Source organism: Streptomyces netropsis, assembly GCF_014203545.1.
Lineage (GTDB): Bacteria > Actinomycetota > Actinomycetes > Streptomycetales > Streptomycetaceae > Streptomyces > Streptomyces netropsis.
The window spans coordinates 259,947-277,473 of sequence record NZ_JACHJG010000008.1; the positions used below are offsets into that span (position 1 = coordinate 259,947).

Below are 17,527 nucleotides of genomic sequence, written 5' to 3' on the forward strand. Positions count from 1 at the left end.
GGCGCTCGCGCACGCCGGACCAGAAGCGGAATTATCGCCACCACGGAATCCGGCATCATTACCGACGCCACCCCTTCCACCGCTTCAGCCAAGTGGGGTTTGCGGCCCAGGGCGCCAGGACCGCAGGCGGTCAGCGATGGCCGACAGGCAGTGCCATCGGCTGGCTCAGGCTCAACCGCAAATAGCCGCTGAGTAGCTTTCGTATCGTCAAGGAAAGGTGCCGCTGCTGGGGGCAGGATGGACCGTCATGGAACGTGGAGGGCCTGGCCGGGGACCGCGACGTGTGCGGCGCTGACGCTGGTTCGGTACTCCGGTGGAGAGACAGTCGCGACGGGGTGGCGGTGCTGCTGGGCCTGCCAGCGGCCTATCTCGCCTGGGCGGCGTTCCGGACCAGGGAGGCGATGTCGCACAGGCTCGTCTCTTGGTTGCGCAGGTGGAGGGCCATGGAGAGCATTGCGTCGTCGGCGACGTCGGCCCCGCCGATGGTCTTGCCCCGCTTGCGGGCGCTCTCGTGGCCTTCGAGGGTGCGGTCGCAGATGCACTCGCACCTCCGCCCATGCGGCGAGGGGACCCCTTCGCCCCGCCGGACGATCCGGCTCCGGGCGGCCCACCTCCGCTCGCGCGAGGGCATGCCCAAGGCCGGGATAGAGACCCGCTGCCAGAGACGGGTCCCGGGTATTACTTCCGCAAGGCCGCCAGCCCAGCCATCACCCCTGTACACCAACGCGGCACCTGACAACCCCCGCGCCACCCACCACCCCACCCGCAGCCCACACCAGCACAAACGCCGCCGGCCACACCCCAAGCACATGGACCCCATCTTCACCGCCATCTGGCTCCGCAACCGCGCCCGCGACGGGCTCGCCATCGACTGAGCAGCGCCAGCGGCTGACCTGTGCCTGCGCGGAGCGGACCGAGCTCCCCCGTCCCGTCCAGGCCCCGCTACTTCCTTCGGTAGCGGGGCTGTTGGCTGTTATGCCTGCCGGGTGTGCGCCGTTCGGGCCACTCCGCGTACAGGTCACCCAACTGACCCCACAGAGCAGTGTCGGGGTCGCGTGGCCGCGCTGAGCGCGGTTACCAGGGATCAGGCAGCGTCTAGTGCTCCCGAAGTCCACTGGAAGACGTACGCGAGAACGGCCACGCGCGCACTTTGCGGACACGCCCCAGCGCTGTGACCGCATAGGTTCGCCGAGTTGCTCGTTGATCTCACTCAAGGGCAAGTGCCGGTGCCTGTTTCAGGGGCGTGTCACGTTCTCCGACGAGCTGCCGAGGCCTGCCACTCCCGCCGGAGCATGGCGTACACCAGGTCGTCGCGCCATGCCCCCTTGAAGAACTCCGTTCCGATGAAACGGGCCTCCCGGCGCATGCCCAGCCGTTCGAGGAGTCCGGCGGAAGCGGCGTTGTCCGCGTGGCAGCGGCCGATCACCCGGTGCAGCCCCAGCGCGTCGAATCCCAGGCCCAGGACGGCGAACGCGGCCTCGGTGGCGAAACCCTTGCCCTGGTGGGCGGGGTGGAAGACATAGCCAAGCTCACCCTGGCGGTGTTCCGCGCTGAGCAGGACCAGTTCGACCTGACCGACGACCGTCCCCGTGCCCGGCTCGACGACCGCCAGGCTGAGACAGTCGCCGTCCGAGGCCAGTTCGGTCTCCCGGGCCATCTGCTCCACCGCCACCCGGACGTCCTCCGGTCCTCGCGGCTCCCACCGCATGAAGCGGGCGACGTCGGGCCGGCGCTGGTAATCACAAACGGCCTCGGCATCCTCGGGCCGGAACGGACGGAGTATCAGCCGGGCGGTGGCAATAGGGAAGTCGATGCGCAGCATCGGGCGACTGTACCTGGGCCACTCCGCCGACCGATCGCCGGTGGCCGGTCGCCGTGCCACCGGACCGGTGGTGCGCGCGGCTGTTTCCGCCGCGTCCGGAGCGTGGGCACTCCTCGCTCGCCCATACCCCGTCCCCTGATCACCCAGTGGCCCCGACGATGGGACGCACGCCCGACCAGCCCCGCGCTGTTCGTTCGATCGCGCGCAAAGCCGGGGAGGCGCCCGGCGGGGAGGCGGGCAAGCCCGCGCGGGATTGCTCGTGGGGGTGGTGCGCCTGCCGACGGCGAACCGCCCCAGTGATCGGCACCAGCTGGATGTCACGACGGCGTCCTTGCCCGTCGACGTGGTCCTTGCACCACTCTGCGCGTGCGAGTTGCGTTCGACGCAGGCCCAAGCGACAAGCTAAGGCGTGGCGGAAAATCGCACGGGGAGTGCCTGCAACTCCCGGAACATGGTTCCGCGCCAGCGGAGATCGCCCTCGTCGCAGGCGAGGTGGATCTCGGGGAATCGGTCGAGCAGTGCGGTGAAGGCGATGCGTCCCTCCAGGCGGGCCAGTGGTGCGCCGACGCAGTAGTGGATGCCGTGGCCGAAGGCGAGGTGGCCGGTGGGGGTGCGGGTGACGTCGAGGCGGGTGGCGTCGGGAAAGTGGGCGTCGTCCCTGTTGGCGGAGGCGAGGGCCACAGAGACCAGGTCGTGCCGGGGGATGGTGACTCCACCGATGTCGATGGGCTCGGTGGTGTAGCGCAGGCTGGCCGTGTTGAGCGGGCCCTCGTAGCGGAGGAACTCCTCGATGGCCGAGGGCATCAAGGACGGGTCGGCGCGCAGGGCGGCGAGTTGGTCTGGGTGGCGCAGGAGTGCGAGGGTGCCGTTGCCGATGAGGTTGACGGTCGTCTCATGGCCGGCGACCAGGAGGAGGAAGGTCATGGCGACCAGTTCCTGGGGGCTGAGCCGGCCGTCGTCGTCGCTGGCGTGGACCAGGTCGGTGAGGAGGTCTGCCGCGGGTGTGCGGCGCTTGGCTTCGACGAGCTGGTGGAGGTAGCCGAGGAGACTGGGCGCGGCGGCCATCATGCGCGCCGGGTCGTCGGACATCCGGGCCTGGACCCAGCCGTGGAAGTGGTCGCGATCGGGAACAGGGACGCCCAGCAGTTCGCACAGGACGGACATGGGCAGGGGGTAGGCGAAGTCGCGCATGAGATCTGCGGGCTGCTGCCGGGCCATGGCGTCCAGCGTCTCGTGGGTGATCGCTTCGATCCCGGGACGCAGGCGTTCGACGGCGCGGGGGGGTGAAGACCTTGTTCACGAGGCCGCGGAGGCGAGTGTGGTCGGGCGGGTCGGAGTTAAGCATGTGGGAAACCAGCTCCATGGCGAACGTCATGAGGCCGGCCTTCGCCGTGGTGTTGCGCATGATGGCCTGTCGGCCGATTTCGACGTCCTTGGAGATCCGGGGGTCCGCCAGCACCGCACGCGCGTCGTCGTACCGGCTGATGAGCCACACCTTGAGGCCGCCGGGCACGACGACCTGACGGACCGCCGCTTCGGCGCGCATGGTCGCGTAGAAGGTGTGTGGATCTTCACCGTAGGTTGATTCGTCGATGTGCATCAGCTCTACGCCATCGCATTCGGCCGCCATGATTCGCGCCTCCAAGGCACACGGGTCGGGTAGGTCTCCGCGCACGGTGACGCGGCACCACAAGGTCTGAAGCGGTCAGGCGCAAGCGTTCCCCAATACCGGACGGGTGGAAATCAAACGGCTCACGGCCGCATACATCCAGCGCCAGAACAAGAATTCTGGTGCCCGCTCGTGCCCGCTCGTTCGATGGTCGCACTTTCGTTGCATGGTAAACGCGATCCGCCCGAAGGAATCCCCGACTCCTTTGACGTGCACTTAATGTGTGAAATACAGTGGCGCACGATTGACGTACGATCGCAGGCTTCCTGTCGATCCGGGGGATTCGTATGGCCAGTTCCGCTTCCGTGGTGGCCGGTGTCGGTTCTCACCTCCCTCCGCGCGTGATCCGTAACGACGACCCCGCGCTTGCGAATCTCGGTTCGAGTGACGAGTGGATTCGCAGCAGGACAGGGATCGAATGCCGACGGTGGGTGGAGCCGGGGATCAGCACCGGAGACCTCGCGGTCGAAGCGGGCCGTGCGGCCTTGCAGAGTGCCGGCGATCCGGTCGTGGATCTCGTCGTACTGGCGACCACGACGCCTGACCACCACTCACCGGCGACGGCTCCGTGGGTTGCCGCCCAGCTGGGGCTGGGCACCTTGCCGGCGTTCGATGTCGCAGCCGCCTGTTCGGGGTTCACCTACGGGCTGGCCGTGGGCGACGCGTGGATCCGGTCGGGGATGGCGGAGGGTGTACTGGTCCTGGCCGCGGAGACACTTTCGACGATCACCGATCCCTCGGACCGCGGCACCGCCGTGGTCTTCGCCGACGGTGCCGGGGCCGTGGTGTTGCGCAGCGGCGAACAGGGCGAGCCCGGCGCCGTTCAGGCGACCTGCCTGGGCAGCGACGGCACGCAGAAGGACCTTGCCGTGGTCGAAGCCGGCGGCTCCCGCCGACCCGACCACGGCGGTGTCGCGTCGGAGGCGGAGCGCTGTCTGCGGATGCAGGGCCCGCACATGTTCGCCCACGCGGTGCGCCGGATGACCGAAGTGTCCCGGGAATTGCTGGAGAGGGCGGGGTGGCCGGTGGATTCCATCGGCGCATTCATCGGACATCAGGCCAACCAGCGGATCCTGGACAAGGTGGCCGACTTGGTGGGTGTGCCCGACGCCAGCCGCTTCGGGAACATTCACCGAGTCGGCAATACCTCGTCGGCATCGATTCCTCTGGTCATGGACGACTTGGTCAAGGCCCAGGCCGTCGCCCCCGGTACGCGGACGCTGCTGACCGCGTTCGGAGGCGGTGCCGTGTGGGGGGCGGTCGCGTTGTCCTGGCCCGATCTCAAACCCGCACGACGGTAGGGAGTTTTCATGGGGGAGCCGGTTCAGCGGCCGTTCGACTTCATTCGCAACTACCTGGCGACCACCTACGACCTGAATCCCGAGGAACTGACCGGTGGCCGTTCGTTCGACAGTCTCGAACTGGACTCCATCGCGCAGGTGGAAATGTTCGTGACCGTTTCCGACCACTACAGGATCCAGCTGAACGACTCGCTGGCCTCCGGGAACACCACTCTCCAGGAGACGGCCGATCTCGTTCAGCAGGCCCTGGACGCGGCCTGCGTCCGGCGGCCGGACGCGTCTGCGATCGGCGGTCTCCGAACGACCCGACCCTGCGATGGAGAGCTGTGACCAGGGCGATCACCCACACCCTGCAACTGGACGGGCTCTCGTTTTCCTACCAGGTGGTGAACAGTGAGGCCCCCGTCATCGAGCCCGTGCTCGTCCTCGGAGGCGTTCTGCAAGGCATGCACGGCTGGTCCATCATGGAGCGTCACGTCCTACCCCACGCCGGCCTGATCTCGGTGGACCTCCCCGGCGCCGGCGAATCCACGCCGCTGCGGCCCGAGCAGGACATGGAGACCATGTGCCGGGCCACCGAGATCATCATCGACGACCTCGGTCTGGAGCGCGTCAATTTCCTCGGCTACTCCTTCGGATCAGCGGTCGCCTTCCGCTGCGCCCAAAGACGCCCGGACCGGTACGCCAGGCTGGCATTGGGCGGCGTGCCCGTCCGCATCAGCGACAAACTCATCGACCTGTGGATGCGCGGCGCCCAGCGGATGCTGTCCGGGGATGCGAACGGGTTCGTCGACGTCCTGGCGGAGATGTTCCTGTGCTCCAACACCGAGGTGACCGTCAGAAACCGGGATGTGGTGCGTCAACTGGTCAAGCGGATGACCCTGCGGGCCGTCACCAACAGCGCGCACGGGTTCCGGACGATGGAGCGTTCGGTCCTGGAGAACCTGGATCCCCAGGGCGGTCTGAACGGTGTTCCCACGCTGGTGTTCTGCGGCGAGCACGACACCATCAGCTCCCTGCAGGAGCAGAAGGAGTTCGCAGCCACGATCGAGGACTGCACGTTCGCGGCGATCGGTGAAGCCGATCACTGGGTGTTCCTGCAGCGGCGCTACGAAGCGAGTGACTTGGTGATGCGGTTCTTCACCGGTCGGCCACTCACCGATCTCGACTACCTGATCGAACCGTCCATGGCTGTCGGGTGACGACCACCCACCACCCCGCCTCAACGGAAAGAATCGTGGCAGAAGAGCAGAAGATGAACACCGTGCTGGTGGGACTGGGGTGCTGGCTGCCGCCGACCGTGGTGACCAACGCAGATCTCATGAGCCCCGTGATGGACGACTTCGTACGGCGGCGGATCGGCATCGCCCGCCGGCACCGCGTCAGCGACGGCGAGGCCACCGTTCACCTGGCCACGGAGGCAGGCGCCCGCGCTCTGGCCTCGGCAGGCGCGTCGCGCGTCGATGCGCTCATCCTGGCCACCACGACCCCGGACCGGCTCTGCCCCGCCGGAGCTCCCGAAGTCGCCAGCCGTCTGGGCATGACCGGCGCCCCCGCCTTCGACCTGAACGCCGGCTGCTCCGGGTTCCTCTACGGCTGCGAGCTCGCCCGCGGGCTGATCGCCGCCGGCACCGCGAGAACGGTTCTGGTGATCGGCGCCGAAAGCTCCTCCACCATGATCAATCCTCAGGACTCCAGCACCGCCCCGATCTTCGGCGACGGCGCTGGCGCAGCCGTGCTGCGACGGGCCGAACCGGGTGAGTTCCCTACCTTCGGCCCGTCGGTTTGGGGCAGTGACGGCACCTTCGCCGACGCCATCGCCATCCCGGCCGGCGGCTCCCGGCGGCGCACGCCCGCACCGGACCTCGGCGGAGCCGATGCGTACCTGCATCTGCGCGGCGCCGAAGTGGTGCGCAACGCGGTCAAGCGCATGAGCGCCGCCGCGATCGCCGCCGCCGAGGCCGCGCGCTGGAGTCTGGAGGACGTCGACGTGCTCGTGGCCCACCAGGCGAACGCGGCGATCACTCAGGCCGTGGCCGCGACCCTGTCCTTCCCGGCCGCCCGCATGCCGACCAACATCGAGCACGTCGGCAACACCGCCGCAGCGTCCGTTCCGATCCTGCTCGCACACGCCGCCTCCGACGGCGCGATCAAATCGGACCAGCGGGTGCTGATGGTGGCCTTCGGCAGCGGCCTGTCATGGGCCGCCGCCACCGCCACGTGGCCGCACGCTCTCACTCCCCATCTGTGACTCATGCACGCACCCCCCGCCTGTGACCCACGGTCTCAACTCCCCACCTGTGACCCACGGTTCGCAACCCTCATCCGTCACTTCCGGAAGGTCAGGCGCATGGACGACACGCAGAAGACGGTCATCGGCATTCTGACCCGGAAGGCCGGACTGCCGCCCGGGCCGGTCACCCCGGAGGCCACATTGACGGAAGCCGGCGTGGATTCCATGGCCGTCGCCGTACTCGCCATGGTCATCGAGGACGAGTACGGCCTGGTGATCACCGAAGCCGACCTGTCGGCCAACTCCACCGTCGCCGACCTCGCGGCACTCATCGGAAGGCACCTGGCGGCAAAGGCGTGACCCGACAAGGCTCCCCATTCCTCTCCGCCCATGCCGGCGCGCACGACCACCGCATCCCCTGGAGGGCCGCGGATTACCCGTGCAGGACCGTCGTCGCGCACGGCCCGGCGAGCGCCGAACCGCTCCTCGTCCTCAGCGGCGGCCTGCAGACCAGGCACTCGTGGGGACGCTTCGAGCGCCACGTGGCCTCCCGGTTCCCCCTCGTCATCCCCGACCTGCCGCCCGCCCGCACGCCCGGGCAGGCAGCGCAGAGCCTGAGCTGGGACGACCTCACCGACGCCGCCCTGCACGCCACGCACCGGCTCCGCATCAGCCGCTTCGCCGTACTCGGTGTCTCCTCCGGCTATCCCATCGGATACCGACTCGCCCAGCGCCACCCCGACCGGGTCACGCGGTTGATGCTCTTCGGCGCTGCGCCCCGGCCCGCCCCTCGCCTGGCGGAACTGATCAGCAAAGGGCTGCACCGGGAGGCCGACTCCCGGAGCCCGTGCTCCGCCGAAGGCCCGCCCGATCGGCTGCGAGCCGCCCGAGAGCTGGTCAGCGTCCTGACCAACACCGAGGCGGCAGAACGACACCTGCTGATCAAAGCCGCAGGGCGCGTCGTGCTCGACCAGCTCGCCGCATCCGCCGACGACCCCCTCATCCGCTACGTCCACGACCGCGGGTTCCTTCTGCTGCGCAATCCGCTGCCCCCGGGCGGCGTCCGCGGCGTTCCCTCGCTCGTCGGAGTGGGCGAGTTCGACACCGCCACCACCGTCGCCGACAACCGGGCCGTCGCAGCCACCATCAGCGGCGCGACCTTCATCGTCATGAAGAACGCCGACCACCTGCTGCACATGGAGCGCGACGCCGACTTCGCCACTCTCGTTGCTCTCTTCCTCGACGGCAGGCCGCTCAGCACCCTGCAGCACTGCACGATCGAGACGATGCCGTGAGCCCCTGGCGCTCCGCCGCGCCCCACCCCTCAGGAGCCTGCAGCCGTGGAATCCGCCGTGAAGCCTCGCGTCCTCCTGGCCACCTGGGGTACCACCGGCGACATCGCCCCCTACACCGGCCTCGCAACCGGCCTGAGCAGGGCCGGCCACCAGGTGACCGTGGTGACCTCACGACGGTACGCGGCGCTCTTCCGCGAACACGGGCTCCGGGTACGGGCCATGCCCCTGGACGAACAGGAAGCGGCGGTCGGAGCGCACAAGGCGCGCCGCGCACGCATCGGCAACGGCCGGGACATGGCGCTCACCGCAGGCAAAGTGCTTCTGGAAGCCGCCGGTGAAGGCACCGACGTTCTGCTCGCCCATCCCCTGCTGCACCCGCAGGCGGCCGTCATCGGCGAGGGGCTCGGGCTGCCGTGCCACGGCGTCTACACCGTCTCGCACGCCATGATGCTCCCCCGCCTGATCGCCGGGACCCCACGCCTGCGCTACACAGTCGCCGACGCGCTGGTCAAAGGCATCCTCAGCCCGCTGTACGCACCGGTGATCAGCGCCCTACGGCGCGAACTCGGCCTGCGTCACCGCTTCACCGGCGACGCCCTGATCTCTTCCGCCCGTCGCCACACCGTCTACTACGGCTTCAGCAGCGCTCTGCTGCCCGACCGCATGCCCCTGCCTGCCACACACAAGATGGTCGGCAGCTGGCAGCCCGCTCAGCCGCCGAACTGGCACCCTGATGACCGTCTCACCGATTTCCTCGCTTCCGGGCCCGTGCCTGTGTATTTCGGCTTCGGCAGCATGGGCCGAGACCAGGCGGAACGGTTGTCCCGAATCATCACCCGCACCGTCCGCCGGCTCAGGATCCGCGCCGTCGTCCAAGGCGGCTGGGCCGGTCTGACAGGCGACGGCGGCGACGACATCCTCACCATCGGGGAATGCCCGCACGCCTGGCTCTTCCCGCGCATGGCCGCCGCCGTCCACCACGCGGGGCCGGGAACCACTCACGCCTCCCTGCAAGCCGCTCTTCCCACCCTCCCCGTTCCCTTCAAGCTCGACCAGCCCTTCTGGGCCGCCCGGCTCCGCTCCCTCGGTCTCTCCCCCGCCGCCATCCCGATGCCCCGCCTCGACAGCGGCAGCCTCAGCCTCGCCCTCACACGGCTCCTCGCCGACAGCCGCTACCGCGAACGGACCCGCCGCATCGGGGCGGTGATCAAACGGCAGGACGGCACTGCGGGGGTCGTCCGCGCACTCGGCCTCACCGGGTAGCCCCGGCACCTGCCTGATGAAGATCCGCCGATCACACGCAGCACCGGTGACGGCACCCGCGACGGCGCGGGGCCTCCCCCGGTCCTGGCCGCGGCGGACAGGCGGCCCGTCGGCACCGCCGGCGCGCACTCCTTCGAGCTCACCCTGCCCGGTGAGACCCTCGTCCCGGCCGCCGGGGTGACCGCCGTCGGCGTCCTGCCCTCGCACCGGCGCCAGGGCGTGCTCAGCGCGATGATGCGGCATCAGCTCGCCGAGTTACGGGCCCGCGGGGAGTTCCTCTCCGTGCTGCTGGCCTCTGAGTCCCCGATCTACGGCCGGTTCGGCTACGGACCGGCGACCTACACGGCGCAGCTGACGGTGCCGCACCACCAGGCCGCCCTCGCCGCTCCCCGGGCGAGCGGAACGGCCGACGCACCAGCAACCGGCTCGGACACCGGCTCGGTCGAGGTGCTGCGTCGTGCCGAGTGCGGAGAGATCCTGGAAGAGGTCTACGACCGGTACCGCCGCGCCCAGCCCGGCGCTGTCCCGGCCGCACCGCTGGTGGGCCTTGCGCGCGGGGCAGCCCCCGATCTCGCGGGCGCCGCGCTACGTCGCCGTCCACCGGGACGCCGACGGCGTCCCGGACGGGTACGCCAGCTACTCGATCGGCGACCTGCTGACCGTCCGTGACGGCAAGGCCGACTGCGTCCCGACGGATCGGGAGCCCGACCTGTCCCTGCACGTGCGCGACCTGGGCTCGGTCTACCTCGGCGGCACCGCCCCGAGCACGCTCGTGCGTGCCGGACACGTCCGGGCCCACCGCCCGGGCGCGGCCGCCCTCGCTGACGCCCTCTTCCGCGCCGAGCGCTCCCCGCACTGCCTGCACTGGTTCTGACCGCGCGCTCGCCGACGGGCTGGGCGCGAAGCAACGGGCCCTACTACTACCGCGTCCGGAACGGCGGCAGTAGGCGCGTCCTCGACAACCACGGAGCCGACTTCCCCCGTCGAACTGTGCCAGTGGGACACAACAAAGCCGCTTCCCGGAACTGGCTCCTCGGACGTGGTCACACGGACGCACACGCCGGGACGGGAACGGGAAAGGCTGTCATGGTCGCCACCAGGTGGTCGCCACAACCGGCCCATCAGCGCCATGTCCTGCCGGGCTCCCCGGTCCGACTCCCGGGAGCGTTGCAGGCGAACTGTATGCGCCGGGGCTGGTGGGCCAGGCGCAGACCGGTCAGGCTTCGGTGTCCGGTCCGGGGGCGTTGTCGAGGAGCTGGGGGCCGTTGTTACGGACGTTGTTCACCGCGGTGGTCACCGCGCGTGCGTCGAGGTCGCCGTGCGCGGGGGTGCCGAGGAGGGCGCGGAGTTCGTCGGGGTCCTGGTGTGCGGGGTCGAGCCAGGCTTCGTAGTCCGCCGGGGAGATGGCCAGGGGCATGCGGGAGTGGATGCGACCAGCGGAGTCGGTGGCTTCGGTGGTGATGACGGTGCACGTGGTCCACCACGCCGCCGGGTCCTCGTCTCCGGCCACCGCGGGGTCGCGCCAGAACTCGTACAGCCCCGCCATCGCCATCACCTGCCCGTCGGCGGGGCTGATGAAGTACGGCTGCTTACGGGCCTTCGCCGTCGCGGTCGCCGGGACGGTCTGCCATTCGTAGAAGCCGTCCGCAGGGAGCAGGCAGCGGCGCTTGGCGAACGCACGACGGTAGGCCGGCTTCTCGTGCACCGTCTCCACCCGCGCATTGATCATCTTCGCGCCGGTGTTCAGGCTCTTCGCCCAGGACGGCACCAGCCCCCACCGCAACGCCCGCAGCTGCCGCTCCAGCACACCACTCTCACGGCCGGGGCGCTCCAGCACCGCCCACACATCGTCGGTCGGGGCGACGTTCCAGCTCGGCTCCACGAGCTGCTCCGGGTTCCAGCCCGCGACCTGGAACAGACCGGCCAGATCCTGGGGGCTACGGGTGGAGACGTATCGACCACACATGACACCCACCCTGCCACCCCAACCCTCCCCCAGCCGAGCGGCAGGCGGAGCCCGCCGCCGACGGCACCACGGCTCGCCGGGAAGTCACCGCCCTCGGCCGTGCTCGCGGCTTGGGAATGCCCCGCGGTGGTTCTGCCGTGGGGGTGTCAGCTCGCGGTGGGCCAGGAGCGCAGGAGCGTTGCGATCTGGGGTGCGGTGCAGTTGGGGTTGAGGAGCAGGTCGCGAAGGGCGGCAGCGTCGGTATGGGTGGGTTTGACGGAGATGCCGGAGGCTTCGAGGTACATCACGCCACTGGCCGCGGCGACGGTGAGGTTCGAGCGCTCCAGCCAGCGGCAACGGCCCAGCGTGTGGATCAGGGCGGCAGCGCGAGCGTAAGGGCCGTCATAGACGGGGCGGTCGAGAAGCTCGGCCTGGTGGCGGGCGCATGCGGCAACCGGCACTCCGTAATCGTCGGGTGAGGGGTCCCGGACGCCGGCGATCTGGGCGACCTGCAGGATCCAGGCCACATCGATATGCAGCTCCATCAGGCGGCGCGCGTCCCTGGCCCGGCTTGCTGGGCCTCTTCGGCCTCGTCGAAAACAGCACCGTGATCCTCGATGAACCGCGCGGCCGCGGCCATGGCACGCTCACGGATCCCGCTCGCGTCCTCCATCACCAGCTGCGCCAGATAGTCGCCGAGAGACAGGTTGCGGTCCGCTGCCCGCCGACGGGCCAGTTCCGCGACCTCTTCATCGACCCGCGCTCCGAGTTGTGTCTTCGCCATCCTCGTACGGTAACAGCTGTTACCACCCCCGGAGGGGCGGATTCGCGGATCTCACTGACCAGCCGCAGACCCTTGCGTACCGGGCATCGACGCAGCGGCCTGGTCGACGGGGCCGCGGGACAACGCACGGCTACTTGGCCCGCGGGGTCAGCAGGAGTCCGGGGCCTGATCGACAGGCTCCCGCGGGGCCTGTCATCGAAAGCCCGCCGTCCGTGTGGGAGCCAGCTGTCCGTGTGGGAGCCAGCTGGCGATCGGGCGAGTAGCCGGGACGGCTCATCTGGGGACAAAGGTGACTTGGAACATGTGGGGCCAGAGTTTGCCGGTGATCAGAAAACCGTCGGTTCCCGGTACGGCGGCGATGCCGTTCAGTCGTTGGGCTCCGCGGCTTTCGGATGCGGTCAGGAGTCCGGCTGCGTCGATGTGCGCAGTGACGGTACCGGTGTGCGGGTCGATGCGCAGGATCGTGTCCGTCGCGTACACGTTGGCGTAGACGAAGCCGTCGGACGTGCACTCCAGTTCGTTGAGCCCAGTCGCGGGCGCGCCGTCCTGGCGCACGTTGACGCCGCCCGTCGCCGTGAACGTGTCGGGGTCACGGAAGGTGAGCCGGTCGGTGCCGTCGCTCATCACCAGCCGTTCCCGCCCGGCGACGCGCTGGTGGCACAGACCCCAGCCTTCGCCCCGGTAGCTGACTCGGCGACGCTCCGCGAGCGTGGTGGGGTCGCGCTCGATCGCGATGCCGTTACGCCAGGTGAGCTGCCACAGCTTGGCACCGGACAGCGTGATGCCCTCGCCGAACAATGGCGCCGGCAGTTCGACGTACCGGGTGGACGGCTTGCCGGGGGGTCCGGCGCGCAGGGAGGACTGGCCGACCACCCCCGTGCTCTCGTAGAGGGTGGCGCCGCGGAACTCCAGACCTTGGGTGAACGCTCGGGGATCGTGGGGAAGCGTGTCGCGCACCACCGCCCGCAGTGACTGGATCCGAGGGCCGGCGGCATTGCCGGGCGCGGTTGCCATCGTCCGTCCGCGGATCGGCATGCGGCCATGGTCGGCAGAGGCGGAGGCCAACAGCAGCACGATGCCCAACCCCATGATGGTGAGGAGGGAGGACCTACGCCGCTTGAACCCTTGAGTACGCATGGTGTTCTCCGGTCCTGTGGGCCGCCGCCGTGTTGCTGCTGCATACGCGAAGGAAACGGCAGCGCGGATGTGATTCGTGAATGCCGAACGGAAAACGTCTCGAGGTGTGGCTGGACACGCGGAGACCCCCTGCCTCACCTGATCGCCACGGCGGTAGCCCCTGGCGCCAGATCACCACCACCGCGCCGGACACCGCCGCCCGCAGCACGGCCTCCTCCACCGCGGCCCGCAGCACGGCCTCCTCCACCGCGGCCCACAACGCGGCCACATCCAGGTCCGCGTCGTGCTCGGCCACGCGATCCAGCTCCTCCACCAGGATCTTCGACGCCCGCGTCCCGGCGTCCGCGCCGCCTTCTCCAGTTGCGGCAGCACCGCAAGGCGTTCTGTGGGTCCCGGTTCAGGCGGCCGGACGGGTGGTCTGGGTGTCGAGGGCGGTGCGGAGCCAGTCGTGTGCGGCGCCGGGGGTCGGTTCCGACGGGCCCGACACCTCGGCGACGAGTCGCCAGTAGCCGTCGATACGGGGGTCCGCGGCGAGCTGGCCGCTGAGCCCCTGGCGGAAGGCAGGAGTGTCGCGCGCACCACAGGCGTGGGCATAGGCGGAGACGAAGCAGTCAAGCGCCTCGCCCTGGTGCGGTGCCCGCTGTGCCCGCAGCTCCGGCGAAGCCAACGCGAACGCCTCGACGAGACCGTCGTAGAGCACGGCCGGGCGGTAGCCCTTGCCGGACCGGTGCGCCGCGGGCTGTCCCTGATCGGTGCCGCGGCAGTCGCCGGAGACGAAGGCGTGCAACCGGGCGAAGGCCAGCACCTGGGGAGGGGTCGGGTCCGCCGGCGGTTGCGGAACCGCCTGTTCGACGATGGCGGAGACCAGCCGGGCCGGGAGCCGCGGGGGCAGCCACCGCCGCCAGAAGCGCGCCAGCGGGGCCGTGCTGGGCGGTGTGGTCATCGCCCCGATCAGGCGCAACCGATCGACGCGTTCCTCGGGGGCGCAGTCCCGGAGCAGTTGGAGGGCGGCCTCCCGCCAGCGCAGGGCGGCCATCCGTGAGCCGATCTCCCGCAGCTGCCCGGCGATGGCGTCCTCCAGCGTGTCCTCTTGGTCGAGGATCCGGCCCACTTCCGGGACGGGGAGGTCGAGGGTGCGCAGGGAACGGATCAGGCGCAGCCGGTCGAGCGCCTCGGGCCCGTACCGCCGGTGACCCCCGGCGCTGCGGCCGGCTTCCGGCAGCAGACCCCGGTCCGAGTAGAAGCGGACGGTCTTGACGGTGACGCCCGCGTGCTCGGCGAGCTCTCCGATGCTCCACGTGCGGTCGGCGCTCCGCATGCTGTCGGACGACACGACTTGAACCTCCCCCAACTGGAGTTCTTACCGTACCGGTGAGCGCGGACGGCCTGGTCGGCCGGCCGTGCGGGCCAACGCGTACGAGGAGATGTTCATGACGGCATTCATCCTGGTGTCCGGCGCCTACACCGGCGGCTGGGTATGGCGGGAAGTGGCGGCTCGGCTGCGGGAGTCGGGGGCCGAGGTGCATCCGGTGACGCTCACCGGCATGGGTGACCGCCGCCATCCGGCGGGACCCGAGACGGACCTGGAGACGCATATCCAGGATCTGGTGCGGTTGATCGACCATGTGGATGCGCCGGAGGTGGTGATCGTCGGCCACTGTTACGGCATCCACCCGGTGCTCGGCGCCGCCGACCGGCGCCCGGAGCGGATCGCCCGGATCGTCTACCTGGACGCGGGCATGCCCCGGGACGGCGATCCGGCCCTTGAGCTGGTGCCCGACCGGGCGGTCCGTGACCGGCTGCTGCACCGGGCGGAGCAGACCGAGGACGACGGGTTGATCGCCCCGCCGTCCCTCGACGAGTGGCAGCGCTGGGGCAGCACCGCCGGCATACCCGCGGACGCGCTGGAACGGCTGGTCCGTCGTGCCGCACCGCAGCCGCTGGGCACGCTCACCCAGCCGCTCCGGCTGTCGGAGGCGGTTTCCGGGCTGCCGATGACCGGCGTCCTGTGCACCGACAATGGTTCGGGCATCGCCATGGTCGAGTCGCTGGTGGGATTGGGGGACCCCCGCTTCCAAGCGCTCATCGACCCGCAGGTGAGCTTCTTCGAACTCGACACCGGACACTGGCCGATGCTGTCCACCCCCGACGAACTGGCCGAGGTGCTGCTCCGCGCCGCCGCGGGGGAAGGGCACCGACTGGCCGCGCCGAGCGGACATCCCGCGCACCTTCGCCGTTTCCTCATGGAGGTACCGGAGCGGCCCCGCGAGCGGGTGGGGCGGGTCGACCTCTACCTGCCGGATGCCGACCGGCCTCGTCCGGCGGTGGTGTTCGTCCATGGCGGCCCGGTTCCGGCCGGCGTGCGGCCGACGCCGCGCGACTGGCCGACCTATGTCGGCTACGGCCGGTACGTGGCGAGTCTGGGGGCGGTCGGGGTGACGCTGGACCACCGGCTGCACGATCTCGCCGATTTCGAACGTGCCGCCGAGGACGTCGCCGAAGCGGTCGAGCTCGTACGAGCTGATCCGCGCGTCGACGGGGAACGCGTCGCGCTGTGGTACTTCTCCAGCGGCGGGCTGCTGTCGGCGGACTGGCTCGCGGCACCCCCGCCGTGGTTGCGGTGTGTGGCGGCGACGTATCCGATTCTCGCGCCGCCGCCGAACTGGGGGCTGGCCCATCCCCGGTTCCGTCCTGCGGCCGCGGTGCGTGCCGCCGGGCGATTGCCGATCGTGCTGACGCGGGTGGGCCTGGAGAATGCGGGGATCGCGATGACGGTCGAGGAGTTCCTGACCGCGGCCAAGGAGTGCGAAGCCGATGTCGAGGTGATCGACGTACCGCTCGGTCACCACGGGTTCGAGACGGTCGACCACACCGAGCAGGCGCGCGAGGCCGTGGAGCGCGCGGTGCGATCCGTGCTGGGGCACCTGCGGAACTGAGGCGTCGCCGGACTGGGCGGCCCCGGGGCCGCCCGGTCCGGGTGGAACCGGCCCACATGGCTATGGCGGGGGCGGGTGCCGGTGTCTAGCCCAACTCCAGCTCCCCCACCGTCTGGTCCCCGCTCATCTCCCCTGTCGTCCTGAAACCGAGCCCCAGGTAGAAGCCTTCGGGCCCGTCCTCGCCCGGGTGCCAGGTGGCGGTGAGGCGGGTGCCGCCACGGCGGCGGATCTCAGCGGCCACGGACTCGACCGCGAAGCGGCCGTAGCCACGCCCCTGTTCCCCGGCCGCGATGTTGAGGCGCCACAGGCCCGATCGGATGTCGGTGCCCGTACCGTCGCCGGCGAAGTCGATGTCGAGGAAGGCCATGAGGAAGCCGACGGGCCTGTCGCCGTCGAGGATGAGGCGAGGCCAGGCAGTATCGGGGTGCACGTACGCCTCGGCGAGGGACTTCAGGACAGGCGCGACCAGGTGCTCCTGGTCGGGGCGGACCGTGAGTCCGATCGCCGCGTCGAAGTTGTCGGCAGTGATCTTCTCCAGGCGGAGTGCGGTCGTCATACGGGAACCCTATGACGCCTGATCAAGTGATTTATGAGGAGCCGGCCGTCCCCTCAAGCGGTGGGGGCACCGGCCACGCGGCGCTCGCCGCCGTTGCGCTCCTGCCAGAACTTGTACACCTCGACCGCGGCGTCGTGGGCCTCGTGGCGCATGGGCAGGCGCCGCTCGGTGTGGTCCTTGGTGAACTCGCCGTAGAAGGTGTCGAGCTCGAAGTACTTGCGGTCGTCCACGTAGTGCGGCTCGTAGGCGTCGCGGGTGGTGAGGAAGACGACCTCGTCCGGGGAGCAGTAGTACAGCGACCCCAGGCACATCGGGCAGGGGTGGGCGAGCACGTAGATGGTGGTGCCGGTCAGGTGCTCGGTGCCCAGCTTCACGCAGGCCTCGCGGATAGCGAGGATTTCGGCGTGGGCGGTCGGGTCGTCGGTCTGGGCGACCAGGTTGGGGCTCTCGGCCAGGATCTTCCCGTCCTTGACGATGACGGTCGCGAACGGGCGGCCGCCCTCTTCGACGTTGCGGCGGGCGATGTCGATCGTGCGCTGTGCGAAGTTCATGAGGGTTCCTTCCGGGCGGGGGCGGGCCGGCGGCC

Annotated in this window: 20 protein-coding genes and 1 pseudogene; 10 read left to right on the forward strand and 11 right to left on the reverse strand. The window is 70.0% G+C overall.

Annotated elements, in window-relative coordinates:
- Positions 1–364: 364 nt before the first annotated feature.
- The 3 genes from FHS38_RS20670 to FHS38_RS20680 all read right to left on the reverse strand — a co-directional run bounded on the left by FHS38_RS20670 (position 365) and on the right by FHS38_RS20680 (position 3,040).
- Positions 365–631 carry a hypothetical protein gene (locus FHS38_RS20670; protein ID WP_184735688.1) on the reverse strand — a complete coding sequence of 89 codons (267 nt, stop codon included), beginning with the start codon at positions 629–631 and terminating at the stop codon, positions 365–367.
- Between the two features lie 615 nt (positions 632–1,246).
- The gene (locus tag FHS38_RS20675) at positions 1,247–1,822 is read right to left on the reverse strand and encodes a GNAT family N-acetyltransferase (RefSeq protein ID WP_184735475.1); all 576 of its coding nucleotides are present in this window, start codon (positions 1,820–1,822) and stop codon (positions 1,247–1,249) included.
- A gap of 402 nt (positions 1,823–2,224) precedes the next feature.
- Positions 2,225–3,040: a cytochrome P450 family protein gene (locus tag FHS38_RS20680; protein ID WP_229822627.1), complete on the reverse strand. Its 816-nt coding sequence runs from the start codon at positions 3,038–3,040 to the stop codon at positions 2,225–2,227.
- A gap of 19 nt (positions 3,041–3,059) precedes the next feature.
- Between FHS38_RS20680 and FHS38_RS35530 the strand changes: the two genes are divergently transcribed.
- The 9 genes and pseudogenes from FHS38_RS35530 to FHS38_RS20720 all read left to right on the forward strand — a co-directional run.
- Positions 3,060–3,407, forward strand: a complete 348-nt coding sequence (locus FHS38_RS35530) for a hypothetical protein (RefSeq protein WP_229822624.1) — start codon at positions 3,060–3,062, stop codon at positions 3,405–3,407.
- Positions 3,408–3,778: 371 nt separating this feature from the next.
- On the forward strand, positions 3,779–4,792 hold the full coding sequence (locus FHS38_RS20685) for a beta-ketoacyl-ACP synthase III (protein WP_184735476.1): 1,014 nt from the start codon (positions 3,779–3,781) through the stop codon (positions 4,790–4,792).
- 9 nt (positions 4,793–4,801) lie between these two features.
- Complete coding sequence (locus FHS38_RS20690; RefSeq protein ID WP_184735478.1) at positions 4,802–5,122, forward strand: acyl carrier protein; 321 nt, start codon at positions 4,802–4,804, stop codon at positions 5,120–5,122.
- Positions 5,119–5,994, forward strand: coding sequence for an alpha/beta fold hydrolase (locus tag FHS38_RS20695; RefSeq protein WP_184735480.1), 876 nt, complete (start codon positions 5,119–5,121; stop codon positions 5,992–5,994). The genes FHS38_RS20690 and FHS38_RS20695 overlap by 4 nt, the downstream gene beginning before the upstream one ends.
- Before the next feature lie 35 nt (positions 5,995–6,029).
- Complete coding sequence (locus tag FHS38_RS20700; RefSeq protein WP_311775278.1) at positions 6,030–7,043, forward strand: 3-oxoacyl-ACP synthase III family protein; 1,014 nt, start codon at positions 6,030–6,032, stop codon at positions 7,041–7,043.
- Positions 7,044–7,142: 99 nt separating this feature from the next.
- Positions 7,143–7,385, forward strand: a complete 243-nt coding sequence (locus FHS38_RS20705) for an acyl carrier protein (RefSeq protein WP_184735482.1) — start codon at positions 7,143–7,145, stop codon at positions 7,383–7,385.
- Positions 7,382–8,320 (forward strand): alpha/beta fold hydrolase, encoded by a 939-nt coding sequence (locus FHS38_RS20710; protein WP_184735484.1) that lies wholly within the window; start codon positions 7,382–7,384, stop codon positions 8,318–8,320. Before FHS38_RS20705 ends, FHS38_RS20710 begins: the two co-directional genes overlap by 4 nt.
- A 45-nt stretch (positions 8,321–8,365) precedes the next feature.
- A complete protein-coding gene (locus FHS38_RS20715) occupies positions 8,366–9,583 on the forward strand; it encodes a glycosyltransferase (RefSeq protein ID WP_184735486.1) in 1,218 nt (405 codons plus the stop codon).
- 93 nt (positions 9,584–9,676) lie between these two features.
- Positions 9,677–10,457 (forward strand): annotated as a pseudogene (locus FHS38_RS20720) (GNAT family N-acetyltransferase); the annotation flags it as partial.
- Positions 10,458–10,799: 342 nt separating this feature from the next.
- Here FHS38_RS20720 and FHS38_RS20725 read toward each other — a convergent pair.
- The 6 genes from FHS38_RS20725 to FHS38_RS20750 all read right to left on the reverse strand — a co-directional run bounded on the left by FHS38_RS20725 (position 10,800) and on the right by FHS38_RS20750 (position 14,767).
- Complete coding sequence (locus tag FHS38_RS20725) at positions 10,800–11,549, reverse strand: SOS response-associated peptidase (protein WP_184735488.1); 750 nt, start codon at positions 11,547–11,549, stop codon at positions 10,800–10,802.
- Between the two features lie 146 nt (positions 11,550–11,695).
- Positions 11,696–12,073, reverse strand: coding sequence for a fic family toxin-antitoxin system, toxin component (locus tag FHS38_RS20730; RefSeq protein ID WP_184735491.1), 378 nt, complete (start codon positions 12,071–12,073; stop codon positions 11,696–11,698).
- Positions 12,073–12,312 carry a hypothetical protein gene (locus FHS38_RS20735; RefSeq protein WP_184735493.1) on the reverse strand — a complete coding sequence of 80 codons (240 nt, stop codon included), beginning with the start codon at positions 12,310–12,312 and terminating at the stop codon, positions 12,073–12,075. The genes FHS38_RS20730 and FHS38_RS20735 overlap by 1 nt, the downstream gene beginning before the upstream one ends.
- Positions 12,313–12,585: 273 nt before the next feature.
- Positions 12,586–13,401: a glutaminyl-peptide cyclotransferase gene (locus FHS38_RS20740; protein ID WP_184735676.1), complete on the reverse strand. Its 816-nt coding sequence runs from the start codon at positions 13,399–13,401 to the stop codon at positions 12,586–12,588.
- Between the two features lie 19 nt (positions 13,402–13,420).
- Positions 13,421–13,744, reverse strand: a complete 324-nt coding sequence (locus tag FHS38_RS20745) for a hypothetical protein (RefSeq protein ID WP_184735494.1) — start codon at positions 13,742–13,744, stop codon at positions 13,421–13,423.
- Between the two features lie 102 nt (positions 13,745–13,846).
- Positions 13,847–14,767, reverse strand: a complete 921-nt coding sequence (locus FHS38_RS20750; protein WP_184735678.1) for a helix-turn-helix domain-containing protein — start codon at positions 14,765–14,767, stop codon at positions 13,847–13,849.
- Between the two features lie 112 nt (positions 14,768–14,879).
- On the opposite strand from FHS38_RS20750, the gene FHS38_RS20755 reads away from it, so the two are divergent.
- Positions 14,880–16,385 (forward strand): alpha/beta fold hydrolase, encoded by a 1,506-nt coding sequence (locus tag FHS38_RS20755; protein ID WP_184735496.1) that lies wholly within the window; start codon positions 14,880–14,882, stop codon positions 16,383–16,385.
- An 85-nt stretch (positions 16,386–16,470) separates the two neighbouring features.
- Here the strand turns inward: FHS38_RS20755 and FHS38_RS20760 are convergent, their stop codons facing one another.
- Both FHS38_RS20760 and FHS38_RS20765 read right to left on the reverse strand, forming a co-directional pair.
- Positions 16,471–16,941 carry a GNAT family N-acetyltransferase gene (locus tag FHS38_RS20760; RefSeq protein WP_184735498.1) on the reverse strand — a complete coding sequence of 157 codons (471 nt, stop codon included), beginning with the start codon at positions 16,939–16,941 and terminating at the stop codon, positions 16,471–16,473.
- 53 nt (positions 16,942–16,994) lie between these two features.
- Positions 16,995–17,492: a nucleoside deaminase gene (locus FHS38_RS20765; RefSeq protein ID WP_184735499.1), complete on the reverse strand. Its 498-nt coding sequence runs from the start codon at positions 17,490–17,492 to the stop codon at positions 16,995–16,997.
- Between the last annotated feature and the right edge of the window lie 35 nt (positions 17,493–17,527).

What these genes read in the sequence shown, in the direction of transcription:
- FHS38_RS20750 (WP_184735678.1), bottom strand. Translation starts at nt 14,767, where the DNA reads ATGCGGAGCGCCGACCGCACGTGGAGCATCGGAGAGCTCGCCGAGCAC.
- FHS38_RS20685 (WP_184735476.1), top strand. Translation starts at nt 3,779, where the DNA reads ATGGCCAGTTCCGCTTCCGTGGTGGCCGGTGTCGGTTCTCACCTCCCT.
- FHS38_RS20760 (WP_184735498.1), bottom strand. Translation starts at nt 16,941, where the DNA reads ATGACGACCGCACTCCGCCTGGAGAAGATCACTGCCGACAACTTCGAC.
- FHS38_RS20675 (WP_184735475.1), bottom strand. Translation starts at nt 1,822, where the DNA reads ATGCTGCGCATCGACTTCCCTATTGCCACCGCCCGGCTGATACTCCGT.
- FHS38_RS20765 (WP_184735499.1), bottom strand. Translation starts at nt 17,492, where the DNA reads ATGAACTTCGCACAGCGCACGATCGACATCGCCCGCCGCAACGTCGAA.
- FHS38_RS20690 (WP_184735478.1), top strand. Translation starts at nt 4,802, where the DNA reads ATGGGGGAGCCGGTTCAGCGGCCGTTCGACTTCATTCGCAACTACCTG.
- FHS38_RS20705 (WP_184735482.1), top strand. Translation starts at nt 7,143, where the DNA reads ATGGACGACACGCAGAAGACGGTCATCGGCATTCTGACCCGGAAGGCC.
- FHS38_RS20680 (WP_229822627.1), bottom strand. Translation starts at nt 3,040, where the DNA reads ATGGCCCGGCAGCAGCCCGCAGATCTCATGCGCGACTTCGCCTACCCC.
- FHS38_RS20740 (WP_184735676.1), bottom strand. Translation starts at nt 13,401, where the DNA reads ATGGGGTTGGGCATCGTGCTGCTGTTGGCCTCCGCCTCTGCCGACCAT.
- FHS38_RS20725 (WP_184735488.1), bottom strand. Translation starts at nt 11,549, where the DNA reads ATGTGTGGTCGATACGTCTCCACCCGTAGCCCCCAGGATCTGGCCGGT.
- FHS38_RS20730 (WP_184735491.1), bottom strand. Translation starts at nt 12,073, where the DNA reads ATGGAGCTGCATATCGATGTGGCCTGGATCCTGCAGGTCGCCCAGATC.
- FHS38_RS20735 (WP_184735493.1), bottom strand. Translation starts at nt 12,312, where the DNA reads ATGGCGAAGACACAACTCGGAGCGCGGGTCGATGAAGAGGTCGCGGAA.
- FHS38_RS20755 (WP_184735496.1), top strand. Translation starts at nt 14,880, where the DNA reads ATGACGGCATTCATCCTGGTGTCCGGCGCCTACACCGGCGGCTGGGTA.
- FHS38_RS20670 (WP_184735688.1), bottom strand. Translation starts at nt 631, where the DNA reads ATGCCCTCGCGCGAGCGGAGGTGGGCCGCCCGGAGCCGGATCGTCCGG.